This is a genomic window from Streptococcus sp. 10824, assembly GCF_013276595.1.
Taxonomy (GTDB): Bacteria; Bacillota; Bacilli; order Lactobacillales; family Streptococcaceae; genus Streptococcus; species Streptococcus pseudopneumoniae.
In genome coordinates, this window is the sequence record NZ_VMLH01000163.1 from 1 (window position 1) to 735 (window position 735).

The 735-nt window shown below is 50.6% G+C and carries 8 tRNA genes; all 8 read right to left on the bottom strand.

Annotation, left to right across the window (positions count from 1 at the left end):
* Window positions 1–5: 5 nt before the first annotated feature.
* The 8 genes from HT701_RS11025 to HT701_RS11060 all read right to left on the bottom strand — a co-directional run bounded on the left by HT701_RS11025 (window position 6) and on the right by HT701_RS11060 (window position 714).
* Window positions 6–79, bottom strand: a tRNA-Pro gene (locus tag HT701_RS11025).
* A 15-nt stretch (window positions 80–94) separates the two neighbouring features.
* Window positions 95–168: transfer RNA gene (locus HT701_RS11030), tRNA-Arg, on the bottom strand.
* 11 nt (window positions 169–179) lie between these two features.
* Window positions 180–265, bottom strand: a tRNA-Leu gene (locus HT701_RS11035).
* Window positions 266–272: 7 nt separating this feature from the next.
* Window positions 273–344, bottom strand: a tRNA-Gly gene (locus HT701_RS11040).
* Between the two features lie 22 nt (window positions 345–366).
* Window positions 367–439, bottom strand: a tRNA-Thr gene (locus HT701_RS11045).
* An 18-nt stretch (window positions 440–457) separates the two neighbouring features.
* Window positions 458–539 (bottom strand) — tRNA-Leu (locus HT701_RS11050).
* A gap of 5 nt (window positions 540–544) precedes the next feature.
* Window positions 545–617: transfer RNA gene (locus HT701_RS11055), tRNA-Lys, on the bottom strand.
* A 24-nt stretch (window positions 618–641) separates the two neighbouring features.
* Window positions 642–714 (bottom strand) — tRNA-Asp (locus HT701_RS11060).
* Window positions 715–735: the final 21 nt, after the last annotated feature.

Sequence of the window (735 nt, forward strand, 5' to 3'; positions counted from 1 at the left end):
ATGAATCGGGAAGACAGGATTCGAACCTGCGACACCTTGGTCCCAAACCAAGTACTCTACCAAGCTGAGCTACTTCCCGAGTTAAATAGAAAAATGCACCCTAGAGGAGTCGAACCTCTAACCGCCTGATTCGTAGTCAGGTACTCTATCCAGTTGAGCTAAGGGTGCTCATTAGTTTATGCCGAGGACCGGAATCGAACCGGTACGATCGTTACCAATCGCAGGATTTTAAGTCCTGTGCGTCTGCCAGTTCCGCCACCCCGGCCTCTCTAAGCGAACGACGGGATTCGAACCCGCGACCCCCACCTTGGCAAGGTGGTGTTCTACCACTGAACTACGTTCGCACTGTTTTCTTCTATCTAAAAATGCCGGCTACATGACTTGAACACGCGACCCTCTGATTACAAATCAGATGCTCTACCAACTGAGCTAAGCCGGCTCATTTATTATATCTTAATGCGGGTTAAGGGACTTGAACCCCCACGCCGTTAAGCGCCAGATCCTAAATCTGGTGCGTCTGCCAATTCCGCCAAACCCGCAGATATGACCCGTACTGGGCTCGAACCAGTGACCCATTGATTAAAAGTCAATTGCTCTACCAACTGAGCTAACGAGTCTAAAATAACTTGCGTTATCTTAAACGGTCCCGACGGGAATCGAACCCGCGATCTTCGCCGTGACAGGGCGACGTGATAACCGCTACACTACGGGACCTTTGGGAGTTAACGGGATCGA